This window comes from Brevibacillus antibioticus, from assembly GCF_005217615.1.
In the GTDB taxonomy this organism is placed as follows: Bacteria; Bacillota; Bacilli; order Brevibacillales; family Brevibacillaceae; genus Brevibacillus; species Brevibacillus antibioticus.
In genome coordinates this window covers 5,694,964-5,707,466 of sequence record NZ_SZNK01000001.1, presented here as the reverse complement: position 1 = coordinate 5,707,466, position 12,503 = coordinate 5,694,964, and the positions used below count along the sequence as shown (strand labels likewise).

The following is a 12,503-nucleotide window of genomic DNA, read 5'->3' as shown; positions in this document are numbered from 1 at the left end:
TCGGTTATCGAGCGTGCCTTCATGGATAGGTCGTTTTTTGTGGCATTAGATATGCTGGTTCATCGACATCGAGCCGCTCGTACATACGTCGCAGGGCTTGAATTGCATGGAAAATTTCGTCTGCCGATCAGTAGACTCGCACGTAATCGTTCCCCCATGCCGCTCAATGATTTCTTTGCAGACATATAAACCAATTCCAGTACCGAGCTCCTTCGTCGTGAAAAATGGTTCAAAAATAACCGAGAGCAGGTCAGGTGGAATTGGCGATCCATTGTTGGAAACGGTAATTAAAGAACTGTCAGGCGTTTGGGACACCTCAATGACAATCTCCTTGTCGCTTGTTTTTTTATGTAACGCATCCAGCGCATTGGAAATGATGTTGATAAACACCTGCTTCATCTCATCCTTGTAGCCTTTTAGCTGAAAGGTAGGATCGATACTGCATTGGATATCCACATTCACGTCAACGATATTCGGATAGAGGAAGGAAAGAATCTCGTCAAACAACCCCCATACGCTAAAAACCTCCATTTGCTTATAGACCGCTCCCTTTTTCGAGACCAGCAAAAACTGCGAAACCCGGTAATTCAATTGACGCAGCTCATTTTCAATAATGTCTACGTAAGGGAGATTCGGATAATCTTCTTTTAGCAAACGAGAGAATCCCATAATGGAAGTAAGCGGATTACGGAATTCATGGACGAAGCTGGATGCCATTTGCCCCAGAATCGTGAGCCTGTCTTTATGAGAACGCTCGATAAATAGCTTCTTCTCTTCCAAATCGCTGTCTTTGAGGTCCGTGTATTTGAAAACAGCGTGTACCAAAAAGACATCAAAGCATTCGTTTATTTTCAATAAGGCAGGCATTAAAGTGGCAGGCGTAAACGGACCTTTTTGGAGAAGATCGATAACCATTTCCCGGCCCATGCACACGTTGGAAACGAAATCGCCAATGTTGGTCTCTGCCCGGTTTCGTTCATATGCGACCTTGTAAGCCAATTCTTTAATATCCTCGAGAGTGATTTCCGAACGAAAATATTCAATCACCATACGATACAGTGCTCGCCCATTCAGATGGATCAACCCCTTGTATTGATCACTGTCCGAAACGGCAATTCGTCGCTTGAATTCTTTTACGGTCGTTGCCTCGTGCTCGTTCAAATATACTGCCAAGTCATCCATCGGCATCTATCCCCACTCCGAATAATAGGCAAATCCCCTTCCAACCTATTATACTATCATTATTAATAATTAACTAAATATTTTTACTACTTTAACGAAAAAGAATAGTAAGGGGAAAGAAGCTACGCTTTTCATCTATCGGGAGAGTGATTTTGCTGAAGCGCGAACCTGGATGAAGCAGATCTACGACTCCGCTCCTTTACGCGTCAAAACCACTCGTCCTCCTGTCGTCAACAATACGATCCCCTTGGAAGCTAAGCCATTATATGGTATGCTAATGCCACGTCTATTTGGATGGAAAGGTACGGTAACTACGTATGCCAACAACTACTTTGTAATGGCCTAAAAAACTGGATAGCTCGCCCTTCGGAAAACGAACTGTTTTTCGCACAGGTGCAGTCTGCCCTTTTTTCCCATTACAAAGGAACGTAACGAAATCTGTAGGTGTAAATCCTGACGGAGGTTCGCTATGGGGAATCTCCGTTTTTTTGTGTCCAAAAACAGGCCTGCCCTACAGGACATCCAAATAGCAGGTGCGTTCCTTTCACTTTTTACACGAGGTGAAGGACCATGCATACCATCGAGCATACGTGGGTATTACGTGAAAATCATGAAAATCAGCCAGTGCAACGATATTGTAGCAATTGCGGGCGAATCGTTCTCTTTATCGATACAAACGTCCGCCGCCACAACGCTAACGGCAAAAACATCTATCGCTTCGCTATCTATAAATGCGAAAAAAATCATACGTGGAACGAAAAGCTAGCCATCTACAAAGCCTTTACAGATCATCGGGAGGTGCCAGACACGGAGTTCAGTGAAGAAATCGCGCCACTCCCCACTCTCCCCTTGCATGAATACCAGGAAAACGGCGTTCGGGAAGTAACGATTCGGATTGAGCGCGCAGAGGCTCGATTCAGACTCGACAAGCTGCTGTCAGAACAGATAGAAGGCTGGAGCCGCAGCCAGATTGTCCGCAAGATCAAGGACGGGCAGATTCGACTGAATGAGCAGGAGACAAAGCCAAGCGCTGTCTTGAGTGCAGCGGATATTATTCAGATTATGATTGGGTAAATGTATGTATGGAAAAGTCGCAGACAGGATCTGCGGCTTTTTCTTTTATTTCTTCAATACGACCGCTTTTCTCGGCTCGTCCCACTCCACTTGCAGGCCAAGTAAGGCAGCTAGCTCTCTTGTTTTCGCAAAAGCAGTTCCCTGGTCGTTTACATAGGAGACTTCCTGTCCGTTCACGGTCACTTTTTGCGTGGAAGGCTCCCATTCCACTGCTCCACCCACTGCCTCTACAATCATCCGGATGGGTACATAGGATACATCATTGATTAGTTTGCCTGTGGAAGTAAGTGTCAGCTCAACTGCGCACTTATCCACATCAGGCTGTGGTTTTTGTGGATAAACTGTGAGAAACCTGTGGACATCCTGTTGAAACTTTGCCCATGCGTCCTTCGCTGGCATTCCCGTATAGGTTTGTGCGGTCGTATTGACGACAAAAAAGGCTGGGCAGTTTTTCCCCGTAATGTCGTAATGACGCCACAGGTGCTCGACTCCCCAGCCATGTCGCTTCAAGATATCCGCGGCCAGTGCCACTGTTTGCTCGTACATTTTTGCAAAGCTTCCATCTGCATTGACGCACATTTCAATCCCAATCGTGCAGTTGTTCGGGTAGGTGCTCAATTTGTTCAAGGCGGCCTGTGAATAAGTCTGCGCCCCGACGTGGTAGCCCATCTCGTCCTCGGGCAGGCAGCGAATGATTTGCTTGTCGTCCACGATGTAGTGGGCGCTCGCTACTGTCGTTGGTCTGTTGAAGTAGTTTCGGTTGGCGACGGCATTTGCACCGCTGCCCTCGTTGGCCGTCCAGTGGATGACGACTCCTTTTGGGACGATCTTCTTTTTGGGGCGGGAATTTACGTTGGTTAAAAGCATCTCGGTGATTTTCATCGTTTACTAGGACTCCTTTCGTTTGGCTCGCTCAGCCTTCGCCTTGATTTCGGCGCTGACTAATTTCTCGACGGATTTGGGCATCGGCCAGCCTGCGCGGTGGGCATTGGCGGTCAGGCTTGTCCAGGTGTGGTAGATGAGGCCGAAGGTGACGCCGTAGAATAAGAAGCCTGGGGTGCCCATGACGCGGTCTAGGAGATTGGCTACGGCTGGTAGAGACATGAGAAATAAGGTGCGTGGGATTCGGGACAGGCCGTAGTCGGAGGAGTAGGATTGGTCTTTTTTGGCGGCGGATATGCCTGTGATCCAATCGAGGGCAATCATGAAGAAGAGGACGATCAGGATGTCTTGACGGTTTGTGCCGTATAGATAGTGAAAGGCGGGCGACACGATGGCACCTGCTGTTGTCGCCCAGGCGTTTGCTGGGGTTGCGATGCTTTCTAGGCTGTGTAGGGATTTCATAGGTTCATACCTCCTCGCCCCCTTTGGGGAACAAAAATAGCCCCGCTAGGTACGGGGCTGACTCCAATTCTCCGTGTATGAAATAGTAGTAGCTTAAAAATCTTGGTTGGTAATTTGTTTGAACTCCTCTGGAGAGATTTCTCCAAAAGGATTGGATGTAGTCTTTACAGCAAGTCGCAGCTTATCTGCTGTGACCCACTTCATGCTAAATGCCAACTCCCAAAATGCCATCACTTGGCACCTCCTTTTATTTGAATGAGCTCAAGCTTAACTTGGGCTAGCTGCTCCCCCATTGTTTGGATTAACGCATCCTTTTGGATATTGCTAATTTTGAGTGAGGAGAGCTCCTGTCCCATTGTCATAACGGGATCTGTTTGTTGCTGTTCTCTAATTACTGAGATAGCTTCTTTATTTTGCATCTTCATTAGTCGAACGCACCTCCATATCCGTTCAACCTGACTCGCTCTGTTGCTGTTCCCTTGGCAAGAATGACCCACAAATTGATTGCCCAATTTGCGGCAGTCTTGGTTTTATTGGTAAAGAGATAGCCTCGATTCCCCTTTACCGCACCCGTGCAGTCTTCCCATGTTGGAACAGCATCCAAGTAGTTATTGCAGACTTTTACGCTTTCAATTGACGAGCCTTCTGGCATATATCTTTCAAGTGTCACCAGGACACGTAAGGGCATCCCATCTAGCGTAAAGTCTGCTTGAATTTCTGGATTCCCGTACTCTAGCATAAATTCGATATGAGTCTCTTTTCGGGTGAATGTGTAAATTCGCTCGGATGAGATCCCCGCGCTGTCCGTGGCAACGACCTTGATTTGATGCTGTACGTCCAAATCCAATCGAATCCAAGAGTCATGACTGATTTCTACTTTGTATTGCTGTCCAGCTACGCCCGCAAACGACCTGATTTTCTTGCCGTTCAGATACTCACTAAAAGTGAAAGTATTACCCTCTGGATCGGTAGCAGAATATTTCACTGTTGGAATCTGCATAAAGGAGCCGAGGTCTCTATTCTGGCCATCGATCACAGGCGGACGGTTCCAAACGATCCTGAACTTGCGTATAACTTCTGTGCTCCTCCCCTGTTTGTTGTCCTCAGCCCAAACTTTTAAGGTGTGATCCGTATTCTCCGCCAAGTCCACGCCGACTAGATCGGTTGTGCCAGAATAGACCCGTTTGTTTTTGTAGGTCAGTATTTTGGCAAAAGGAATGGCTGTAGCTCCGTCTGATACCTTGGAATCTACAGCCAATATGGTTCCATTATTAATTTGCAAATAAATCGTAACAGGATCATTGGCGTCAGCGTCAGTTACCGACCCCTGCACAGCCATCGTATTGCCTTCTGATAATGAGAGATTATTGGCAGGTGACGTTAATGTGAGCGTTGGTGGGTTGTTGAACACTACCACATAGAACGCATCTTCATTGGGACGATTAAAATAGATTCTGTCTCCAGAAATTGACGCTGTGAATATAGCCACTGCCTCTGGGAAAGTGTGCATTAAGGTTTTAGCACTGCCATCATAGTTCATTTTATAAATGTTTTTTTGATCCGATGTACTATAAAAAATAGTGTTATTACATAATTGCAAGCTATATGAGGCACCGCTCAAAAGAGTCGTTGGATTTTTGCCTGTACTGTCCAATCGATAAATCCCGGTGCTTGTTTGAATATAAAGATACCCACCTTTCTTTCCAACGTTGTAAACATATCCAAAAACGCCCGTCTCACTTTTTGCTTGAGGATCGCTCGTAGTTGAAACAAAGACTTTATTCGTTGATGGGTCTCTAAAAAATAACAGGTTGTCTATCATTCGTATAGAATCAACTGGGACATTCCAATTGGTCGTAGGGCCAGTAGTAATCACGGTTACATATAGCTTGTAATCATCAAAAGCTGATTGATGCCAGTAAACCGCATTACCTATTTCACCTAAAATCGAAGATACACTCGGGTAAACGTAATTATAGTTTTGTGGAGTGCCACCTGTTATGGGTAATTTGTTCAGTTGATATGAAGATCCTGTATACGTTAGAAAGTAAATGGAATTCCTATCATTAGAGACAAAGAATCTGTCAAAAATAGTATACGCTCCACCAATTTCAGTGAATGCGCCTGTCCCTCTATTGAACGACCTAACTTTATCGCCAATCAAGCCATAAATCGTTTGGTCGTATGAATTATTTTCGAAGAATACACGATAGTTATAGAGCTTTAAACCGTATCCTGTTGCCATGCTCCTCCCCCTTCCTTCCGCAAATGGCCGTTATTGCGACCCATTCCTGTTTCTATCATTTAAACCTCCAGCCGACTCTGGGTTTCGTTGTAGTAGCCTCGAATCACTCTGATTGAGTTAACAGTAGACAGGTCATCGCTAAAATTGTTGTGCACAAATCCGTCCGGCAATGTAGATTCGATTGTATTCACTCGCACTTTCAGGTTCGAAACATCCGCTTTCAACACTGCCAGCTCCGCATGGGCATCTGCAATGCCCTGCTCCCAACGATTAATGTCCACCTCAGTGACCGGATCATCGTGCTTCCAGTCCGTTTTCGCTACATAGGACACTTACACCCCTCCTCTCGCTTCGATAACAAAGGTCAGGTTTACAAACTGCGCCCCGTTCATTTCAATGTTTCCTGTCTTCTCAGCAACGACCGCTCCAGTTCTGGTCCTCAACTTTGCGCTCGTGATGACTGGCACGCTGGCGACATGTTGGGCAGATACTTGTAATGCAATTCCATCTTTTACGCCTGCAATCGGATGCGAAGCAATCTCCACAGCCTGTACAGGCACTGAAACTGAGCCGTTTATCAAAATGTCGCCGCCCGATACCCTATCCAGCAAGTCTTTCCGAACGGTTTGAAGATAGCTTGTCAGGATCATTTCACGACCTCCTCGTAACGCTTGATTGGTGTCATCCCTACACGAAATTCACTGACCTTGTGGTACTCCTTAATCCCAACCACTAAGACATCTCGCAGCACGATCTTCTCCGACACAACAGGTTCCAAAGCGACTCCATTACAATGAACTGGCCTGATTTTCTCAACAGCTTGAACAGCATTCTTTGTGTCGAATCGGTCCTCAATCGGGTAGACGTACCGAATCACCTTTTTGCCGTAATCCTCGACCATCTGGACATGCTTGAATGACGAGGAACTCAAACCGATTGCACGCAGCACGCTTGGAGTAAATCCAAGATACGACCAGTGCTTTTGCTGGATATTTTTTCGCCGTTCCTCCATGCTCAGCAATTGCTTTCTCCCGAAATAAATCCAATCCCAGACATCCAGCCCCCAAGTAGCTGACCATGGGCTAAACTGCTTTAGAATGTCCTCACGCTGCAAACTGAAAGCATCTACAACTGTCTCTGCACCTTCAAAGTGATATTCCGCCACTTTATTCTCGTACCATGGCGGCGGCAGCATCCGCCGATAGCGTTCTGGAATCATGTTGTCACCGCCATGGTTAGTGTCGAGACAGAGTCAGCAGGCACCATCAAATTCAATTCCGCCCCGTTTAAGGTGTAGCTTGTGAAGTCTATTACACCATCCACGAAAAAGAGCGCTCCGATCTGCTGGTACACGATCTGAGAACGCCCTTTTAGGTAGGTTTTGATTTGTGTAGCAATTTGGTCTTTGACCTTCTCGATTTCTGCGTCTGGTCGCAAAGCCAGTTTTACAGAGATAGTCACCGGATACACTTTCGCGGGTAGCACCTGCAAGTCGTGCAAGGCCCTTCGCTTGTCTTCCAGCTTCGTCCGTACACTCGTAGCCAGTTCCTGCCCCGCAGGGTTGCCTGTCAGGTCTGTGATATACACGTCGATAGAGAGGTCATGCCGCGCCTTCTCGATAGCAACGGCTCCGCCTACCCCATCTACATTTCGTGCCCACCGCTCGTAGTCTTGGCGTCTGCCGTCTCCCTCTTCTGTACGAGCTCGATCAATTAAGCGCTGCCGATATGCGTCGTCTGTCTCCGCTTCATTGCGAGATAAGCCGAAGAAAACGCCTGTGGCATCCAAAAACTCTCCATCCGCCCAGGGTAAAAACCGCTGAAGAAAGCCGTACTCAAATAGCTGCTGCTGATCGCTGATTTCCTCTGCGATCGGATAGCCGAGGTCATAAAAGATTTCTCCCTCTTCCGTCGCTGGTGGCGTCTCTCCACGCTTTTGTGCTATCAATGCCATCCGATTTGCCATTCGCTGATAAATCTGATCCGCTGTTTCCCTAAGAATCGGCATTTCTGGTTTGTCTATCGTTGCCATGTATCCACCTCCGTTCTGGTCGTCCCTCTCGTACCCTCCATTTCGAGCGAAAAAATGACTCGATTGCCCTCAAACCGAATGTCTACCACTTCCGCACGTTCAACCTCACTGTGGGCCTCAAGTGCTTCTTGTGCTTGGGTCTTAATTGTTGGCAATGAAATGCCCGAGCGCATCCTTCCTGTCTCAGATAGGAAGTCTACTCCGTACCTTTCCGAGTAAATCTCGTACCGGAAACGACGTGTATTCAGGATTTTCTTTGCTGTCTCTCCCAGGTACTCTTCATAGGTAGTCGTCCGTAAATAGCGACCATCTGGCCCTTGCTGCAATTGTTTTGTAGTCCAGTCGAATTTGTATGTCCATGGAATCGGGTGATCTGGAGATTGAACCAGTTGTGTTTCGTCTCCGTTCAGCTCTGGAAACATTACTCCACCACCCCAAGCAGGAGGTATTGTTCGTTGTTGCATCGCAACAGGGCTACCTTTTTGCCCACATCTTCTGGCTTTAATTGGGCAGAACGCAGTACAGACAGCTCATACGGTTCCAAGGGTGTCGGGTCCTCGTCGAGCTTTACTGACAAGGGTGAGAGCGACAAAAGCTTGCCGAATTCCCCTTGCGTATTCTCGATGCCGTCTTGTGCGTGCCCTCGCAGTTTTGCGATAACCGAATGCATCTCTTACGTCCTCCTTTCCAATTGGAGATCCATTGTGTATTGACCGCCTTTCCAGTGCGCTTGGCAGTTGGTGACGATCCAATCCGTGATGGTTTTATTGTCTTTCTCCATGATTTTGATGAGCCAACCCGCACGTAACCTCGCAGCATTTTCATCCTCGTGCCGGACCGAAATGGAGCGTGTCTTGGGGATTTTGGACAACTCAGCGAGCTGCTTGGCTGCTAATCCGGCTACGTTTTTGTCCTCGCCTGCGTCGATGATTTTTTGCATGCGACCGATTTGTTTAACCAAGCCATCATTTGATTTCGTCGCACTGCTCACCACTCGATCCTCCCGGTAGCGCTCTGCTGTCACGACGGTGTAAACCTCCTCGATGCTCTCACCCGTTGAGCTGCTCGTGAGCAAGCTCGCTTTGAACATCGGGATGATGCTGTTTTTCCCCTCGGGGAGTACCGTCAGCTTGTCACGCTGATATTGCACGAAATAGCGGATGCCTGTCTTTTCATAAGCTTGCTCGGTCAGCGAAGTAAAGAGGGACGTATATGATTGGGACGAGATTCTCTCCTTGACCGTAAAACCGAACGCCGGGCAGCTAAAATGAATACCTGCCGACTTGATGATTCGCGCAAGCTCCGTCCCTGCATCTCCATCCAGCTTGAGTCTGGAGACTTCGTTTTTTTGCAAATACCAGCCAAGCTCGTATGCTGTTGCGGATAGATCGCCTGTCCTGTCATCCCGGTCAAAACGCACGAGCGGGCCATGAAAAAGCTGTTGGGATTCTTTTAGCGCTGCACCTGCAAAGAGCATCAAAAAACCCGCCGTTTGCAGCGGCGGGCCTTCTTTGATTCTCACATCACAATTTTGAGCGATTTGTCCCCTGGCCGAGGACCAGGACAACTCGGTAACGGCTGGGGTCAGGTCATAGCGGGTCTGTTCTTTTCCGTAAATGACTTTCATTTCGTCTGCCCTCCGTTACATCCTGTTTTCTCTTTCTAGCTTTTCGTGAATCTCTCTTTTCCTGTCTTCCAATTTTTTGCTGTCTATCCGTGGGGCCGCTTGCTGTTTCCGTGTCTTCTTTGCTACCTTCCCGCTCGTATTCGGACGGGCTGGCTGCTGTCGTGTGATAACCGCACCCGGGGATAAAAGCTGTGTCTGATTGCTCCACGTAATGAATTCGTCTTTGACAAACAGCGGCAGCTCAATCGAGCCGTGAAAATCGACGTTTTTTCCTTGGAATTTGCCGTCGCATGGCCCGATGAGCACATTCCACGCCAAATCAAGCTCATCTATAGTCAAAAGCGCTTCGGAACCTGTTAAGCGATCCAATCCAGCAAGCCACTGTCTGGGACCTTGATAGCCTTGCACCTCGACATAAGGGGCCGTACTGTCCCCGGGTAAGATGAAGTCAAAAGAGATGGACTTTGGACGTCTGGAAGAGATGCGATTGCCGGACAATAACGTAATCGATGTCGAGCTTTCGATGTCGTTGCCGTAGCCACGAAACTGGACTTCCGCAGGTGTCACCGGAAACGTCAGCCTATATTTTCCCTGTAGACGGATCATTTCGTTACCCCTCCCCTCGTCTCTATTGCATCCAGCAGGGATCGCTCGATGATGTCCTTGATTCTCTGCGCAACAGATGGATCGCTGAGCATTTTTAACATGGTCGGGATATCCTGCAGAACGCCTTGTACGTGCAGTGGAATCGAAACTTGCGGAATAGCAATGGAGACAGGCTGCGGATTCCCAGTTGAGTTGCTGACAGGCGAGTGATTCGGAGCAGGAGGACCTGCTTGAATTGGTGGTTGCATAGTTGTAGACTGCGTAGGAGTCTTGTCCTGCCACCACGACTTGATCCCATCGTATAGGGCTCCACCCGCCGCTGATCCACCCATGCCGCCAATAAGACCACCAACTATCCCCCCGATTGCTGTACCAATCCCAGGTAACACCGAACCAATAACTGCTCCAGTAGCCGCTCCCGCTGCTGCCCCTCCCCAGCCACCAAGTGCTTCTGCCCCCACTTGTGCTGCAGTATCCAGCTTGTTCGCTGAGCCTGCAATAGCTGTGACTCCTAGTAAAGTTCCAAGAAGAGGAACCCTTCTGAGTCCTCCTTTCACCAATTGTTTCCAGCCACCTTTGCTGACAGCTTTACCAGTCTCAGCATGATTGCCGCCACTATCTGGTCCGGGTTGATTTCCTGCAGCAGAGGTAGTTGGCGCACTGTTTTGATTTTTGTTTTTGCCGTCAGTTTTCTCTGCCTCTTTTTGCGGATTACCACCACCAGCGTCCGGTTGTTTTTTTCCTGCCGTAGAAGTTGTTGGGGCATTTTTTTTTGTTTTCCCGGCTTGTCCTTGAGGACCACCACTATTCGAAGCAGATTTTTCTCCTGTTGGAGAGCGAACCGGAGAACCTTTTTTCTTTGATTTCTTTTTAGAAGAAGGTCTTTGTGTGCCATCGCAGCAACAGCAGCAGTCTTTTCCGCCTGTCGCTTCTTGAGGAAACTTTTCTTTGGTTGTCCGAAGATCTTTGAATTTTTTCAGTTGAGATATCGTGTGAATCAGAGCACTGCCAAGGATTAGTAATCCTCCGACAAAAACCGCAGTACCTTTTATCGACTCGTCCAAAGAGTTAAACGAGCCCATTACTCCTTCAGCTGCTTTCGAAATCCCTGTATTTATCCCAGACATTTGTTCTGCGTACTGAGTCGCGATCTCCATGGCCTCGTTTCTCGCCATCGCTTGTGCCTGCCCGGGTTTGAAATAAACATCATTCTGTGCAGACAGTTGATGCGCATTCACCGCTTCATTCCCAACTTTATATGCGCTCTCTTTCCCCTGTTCCGGCACAAGAGCCCCTGTAGCCACTCTTACTTCTCGCAGACCCTTCGCCACGTCATCTCCGGCATCGCCTGTCAAAGTATCGAATGCACGTTGTTGTAACGTTTGATCCTGGATGCTAGAAAAAGTCATCAGGAGTTTTCCGAGGGCGATATTTATTGTTTCTTTCTCCCCCGTTGCGAGACTTCGATTCAGCGTTGCTATATCTTGGGCGGCCTTGGCCTTTGCATCCTTCTTATTTTGAGCCTTGTAATGCTTCTCAAGGATTGCGGCAAGATCACCATTATCCGACATCTTCATTGCATTCTCATACAACGCACCATACGTTTTAAAATCATTCAAAAGGTTCCCCATTGAGACAAAGGTAGCGGACATTTTTTCAGGCGTATTCAGCAATTTGCCATTCTGTAGGTTGAAGTGAGCCATAGACTCCACAAATTTTCCAGTCGCGGCTCCCCCTCCCTTGTTGCTTAAATACTGAACGGCATTTGACTGCCTTACGGTACTTTCATCACCAGTAGAAATCTCAATGGAGCTCATCATTTTCATGATTTCATCTTCCGTAAACCGCGTCGTGTTTTTCAGCATGCCTGCTTTCTCTGCGTACTTTAAACCATTGGTTGCATGCACAAGTTCGGCTTTGGCTATGAGGACGTATGCTTGATCTTTCTTTATATCAGGGTTGAGCTCACGTATGGTTATGGAAGTCTCTTCTACTTTCAGGAGTTGCTCATTACTTTTGCCACCAATTTCAAAAAGCGTCTTTTCTCTTTCTGTCGCCTGAGCTTCTTGGGCAACCGAACTCAACGTTGTTCCAACAGCCTTTTCGATCATGGGAGTTAGTGAGCCCAGGAGTCCTTTTGCGAAATCGTCATATTTACCTACTAAATCAAGCGCTCCCATCATTGTTCCTGCCATTCTTTCACCCCCTTATCCTCCCAGATGTACACCCAGCAGAACCCGAAAAAACCGGGAGACCTACCCCCCGGCCTTTTCCTCTTCCTCCACCTCAATCATCTGACAAGCAAAAATAAACAGCTTCTGCTTGTACAAATCGACCTCGTACTCGAGTAGATCCGACGGGCGGCCTCTGCCTTTTAGAAAAGCGCGGCAAATA

At 47.8% G+C, this 12,503-nt stretch carries 16 protein-coding genes; 1 reads left to right on the top strand and 15 read right to left on the bottom strand.

Translation table 11 applies throughout. From position 1 onward, the window contains the following. Positions 1 to 45: 45 nt before the first annotated feature. Positions 46 to 1,188, bottom strand: a complete 1,143-nt coding sequence (locus E8L90_RS27430) for a sensor histidine kinase (RefSeq protein ID WP_137032470.1) — start codon at positions 1,186 to 1,188, stop codon at positions 46 to 48. Positions 1,189 to 1,752: 564 nt separating this feature from the next. On the opposite strand from E8L90_RS27430, the gene E8L90_RS27425 reads away from it, so the two are divergent. Further along, positions 1,753 to 2,256, top strand: coding sequence for a S4 domain-containing protein (locus E8L90_RS27425; protein WP_137032468.1), 504 nt, complete (start codon positions 1,753 to 1,755; stop codon positions 2,254 to 2,256). Between the two features lie 45 nt (positions 2,257 to 2,301). Here the strand turns inward: E8L90_RS27425 and E8L90_RS27420 are convergent, their stop codons facing one another. From E8L90_RS27420 to E8L90_RS27355, 14 genes are all read right to left on the bottom strand, one after another. Then, positions 2,302 to 3,138, bottom strand: a complete 837-nt coding sequence (locus E8L90_RS27420) for an N-acetylmuramoyl-L-alanine amidase (protein WP_137032466.1) — start codon at positions 3,136 to 3,138, stop codon at positions 2,302 to 2,304. Between the two features lie 6 nt (positions 3,139 to 3,144). Further along, the gene (locus E8L90_RS27415; protein WP_137032464.1) at positions 3,145 to 3,600 is read right to left on the bottom strand and encodes a phage holin family protein; all 456 of its coding nucleotides are present in this window, start codon (positions 3,598 to 3,600) and stop codon (positions 3,145 to 3,147) included. 93 nt (positions 3,601 to 3,693) lie between these two features. Continuing rightward, positions 3,694 to 3,831, bottom strand: coding sequence for an XkdX family protein (locus tag E8L90_RS27410; RefSeq protein WP_137032462.1), 138 nt, complete (start codon positions 3,829 to 3,831; stop codon positions 3,694 to 3,696). After that, positions 3,831 to 4,025 (bottom strand): XkdW family protein, encoded by a 195-nt coding sequence (locus E8L90_RS27405; RefSeq protein WP_137032460.1) that lies wholly within the window; start codon positions 4,023 to 4,025, stop codon positions 3,831 to 3,833. The genes E8L90_RS27410 and E8L90_RS27405 overlap by 1 nt, the downstream gene beginning before the upstream one ends. Further along, positions 4,025 to 5,845 carry a DUF5050 domain-containing protein gene (locus E8L90_RS27400; RefSeq protein WP_137032458.1) on the bottom strand — a complete coding sequence of 607 codons (1,821 nt, stop codon included), beginning with the start codon at positions 5,843 to 5,845 and terminating at the stop codon, positions 4,025 to 4,027. The genes E8L90_RS27405 and E8L90_RS27400 overlap by 1 nt, the downstream gene beginning before the upstream one ends. A 59-nt stretch (positions 5,846 to 5,904) precedes the next feature. Next, positions 5,905 to 6,177, bottom strand: a complete 273-nt coding sequence (locus E8L90_RS27395; RefSeq protein ID WP_137032456.1) for a hypothetical protein — start codon at positions 6,175 to 6,177, stop codon at positions 5,905 to 5,907. Further along, positions 6,178 to 6,495 carry a hypothetical protein gene (locus tag E8L90_RS27390; protein ID WP_137032454.1) on the bottom strand — a complete coding sequence of 106 codons (318 nt, stop codon included), beginning with the start codon at positions 6,493 to 6,495 and terminating at the stop codon, positions 6,178 to 6,180. It lies immediately after the preceding gene. Continuing rightward, positions 6,492 to 7,064 carry a DUF2313 domain-containing protein gene (locus tag E8L90_RS27385; RefSeq protein WP_137032452.1) on the bottom strand — a complete coding sequence of 191 codons (573 nt, stop codon included), beginning with the start codon at positions 7,062 to 7,064 and terminating at the stop codon, positions 6,492 to 6,494. The genes E8L90_RS27390 and E8L90_RS27385 overlap by 4 nt, the downstream gene beginning before the upstream one ends. Further along, complete coding sequence (locus E8L90_RS27380) at positions 7,061 to 7,876, bottom strand: baseplate J/gp47 family protein (RefSeq protein WP_137032450.1); 816 nt, start codon at positions 7,874 to 7,876, stop codon at positions 7,061 to 7,063. The genes E8L90_RS27385 and E8L90_RS27380 overlap by 4 nt, the downstream gene beginning before the upstream one ends. After that, the gene (locus tag E8L90_RS27375; protein WP_137032449.1) at positions 7,864 to 8,298 is read right to left on the bottom strand and encodes a DUF2634 domain-containing protein; all 435 of its coding nucleotides are present in this window, start codon (positions 8,296 to 8,298) and stop codon (positions 7,864 to 7,866) included. The genes E8L90_RS27380 and E8L90_RS27375 overlap by 13 nt, the downstream gene beginning before the upstream one ends. Further along, complete coding sequence (locus E8L90_RS27370; RefSeq protein WP_137032447.1) at positions 8,298 to 8,546, bottom strand: hypothetical protein; 249 nt, start codon at positions 8,544 to 8,546, stop codon at positions 8,298 to 8,300. The genes E8L90_RS27375 and E8L90_RS27370 overlap by 1 nt, the downstream gene beginning before the upstream one ends. Positions 8,547 to 8,549: 3 nt before the next feature. Further along, positions 8,550 to 9,503 carry an XkdQ/YqbQ family protein gene (locus E8L90_RS27365; protein WP_137032445.1) on the bottom strand — a complete coding sequence of 318 codons (954 nt, stop codon included), beginning with the start codon at positions 9,501 to 9,503 and terminating at the stop codon, positions 8,550 to 8,552. A 15-nt stretch (positions 9,504 to 9,518) separates the two neighbouring features. Then, positions 9,519 to 10,109 carry a hypothetical protein gene (locus tag E8L90_RS27360; RefSeq protein WP_137032443.1) on the bottom strand — a complete coding sequence of 197 codons (591 nt, stop codon included), beginning with the start codon at positions 10,107 to 10,109 and terminating at the stop codon, positions 9,519 to 9,521. Continuing rightward, complete coding sequence (locus E8L90_RS27355) at positions 10,106 to 12,304, bottom strand: hypothetical protein (RefSeq protein WP_137032441.1); 2,199 nt, start codon at positions 12,302 to 12,304, stop codon at positions 10,106 to 10,108. Before E8L90_RS27355 ends, E8L90_RS27360 begins: the two co-directional genes overlap by 4 nt. Positions 12,305 to 12,503 lie beyond the last annotated feature (199 nt).

Excerpts from the sequence above, each read along its gene's own strand:
- E8L90_RS27405 (WP_137032460.1), bottom strand. The coding sequence starts at position 4,025 with ATGAAGATGCAAAATAAAGAAGCTATCTCAGTAATTAGAGAACAGCAA.
- E8L90_RS27355 (WP_137032441.1), bottom strand. The coding sequence starts at position 12,304 with ATGGCAGGAACAATGATGGGAGCGCTTGATTTAGTAGGTAAATATGAC.
- E8L90_RS27380 (WP_137032450.1), bottom strand. The coding sequence starts at position 7,876 with ATGGCAACGATAGACAAACCAGAAATGCCGATTCTTAGGGAAACAGCG.
- E8L90_RS27430 (WP_137032470.1), bottom strand. The coding sequence starts at position 1,188 with ATGCCGATGGATGACTTGGCAGTATATTTGAACGAGCACGAGGCAACG.
- E8L90_RS27385 (WP_137032452.1), bottom strand. The coding sequence starts at position 7,064 with ATGATTCCAGAACGCTATCGGCGGATGCTGCCGCCGCCATGGTACGAG.
- E8L90_RS27425 (WP_137032468.1), top strand. The coding sequence starts at position 1,753 with ATGCATACCATCGAGCATACGTGGGTATTACGTGAAAATCATGAAAAT.
- E8L90_RS27375 (WP_137032449.1), bottom strand. The coding sequence starts at position 8,298 with ATGTTTCCAGAGCTGAACGGAGACGAAACACAACTGGTTCAATCTCCA.
- E8L90_RS27400 (WP_137032458.1), bottom strand. The coding sequence starts at position 5,845 with ATGGCAACAGGATACGGTTTAAAGCTCTATAACTATCGTGTATTCTTC.
- E8L90_RS27390 (WP_137032454.1), bottom strand. The coding sequence starts at position 6,495 with ATGATCCTGACAAGCTATCTTCAAACCGTTCGGAAAGACTTGCTGGAT.
- E8L90_RS27415 (WP_137032464.1), bottom strand. The coding sequence starts at position 3,600 with ATGAAATCCCTACACAGCCTAGAAAGCATCGCAACCCCAGCAAACGCC.
- E8L90_RS27360 (WP_137032443.1), bottom strand. The coding sequence starts at position 10,109 with ATGATCCGTCTACAGGGAAAATATAGGCTGACGTTTCCGGTGACACCT.
- E8L90_RS27365 (WP_137032445.1), bottom strand. The coding sequence starts at position 9,503 with ATGAAAGTCATTTACGGAAAAGAACAGACCCGCTATGACCTGACCCCA.
- E8L90_RS27420 (WP_137032466.1), bottom strand. The coding sequence starts at position 3,138 with ATGAAAATCACCGAGATGCTTTTAACCAACGTAAATTCCCGCCCCAAA.
- E8L90_RS27370 (WP_137032447.1), bottom strand. The coding sequence starts at position 8,546 with ATGCATTCGGTTATCGCAAAACTGCGAGGGCACGCACAAGACGGCATC.
- E8L90_RS27410 (WP_137032462.1), bottom strand. The coding sequence starts at position 3,831 with ATGGCATTTTGGGAGTTGGCATTTAGCATGAAGTGGGTCACAGCAGAT.